Source organism: Ochrobactrum sp. C6C9, from assembly GCF_022627935.1.
Taxonomy (GTDB): Bacteria; Pseudomonadota; Alphaproteobacteria; order Rhizobiales; family Rhizobiaceae; genus Brucella; species Brucella teleogrylli.
The window spans coordinates 1-292 of sequence record NZ_JABXGB010000121.1; the positions used below are offsets into that span (position 1 = coordinate 1).

A 292-nucleotide genomic window follows, 5' to 3' on the forward strand; every position below is an offset into this window, starting at 1 on the left:
CTGTCGCAGATGTTCTTCTTCTTCTGCCTGCAGGCTGCCTTCACCCATGGCGAAGACGGCTTGCAGGGCGTGCCGCGCGGATATCTGTTTGGCTTCATCGATCTCAACAATCCGATGAACATGTATTACTTTGTGCTGGCGCTGTTCGTGCTCGGCGTGTTTGCCATCTGGCGCATCATCAACTCGCCCTTCGGCATGATCCTGAAATCGGTGCGCGAGAATGAAAACCGCGCCATATCGCTCGGTTACTCCGTCAATCGCTACAAGCTGGCCGCTTTCGTGATGTCGGCTG

General features: G+C 55.5%; 1 protein-coding gene. It reads left to right on the forward strand.

What is annotated here, in order from left to right:
• Positions 1 to 292 (forward strand): branched-chain amino acid ABC transporter permease (locus tag HWD97_RS24325; RefSeq protein ID WP_371835820.1); only part of this gene is annotated, 292 nt, incomplete at both ends.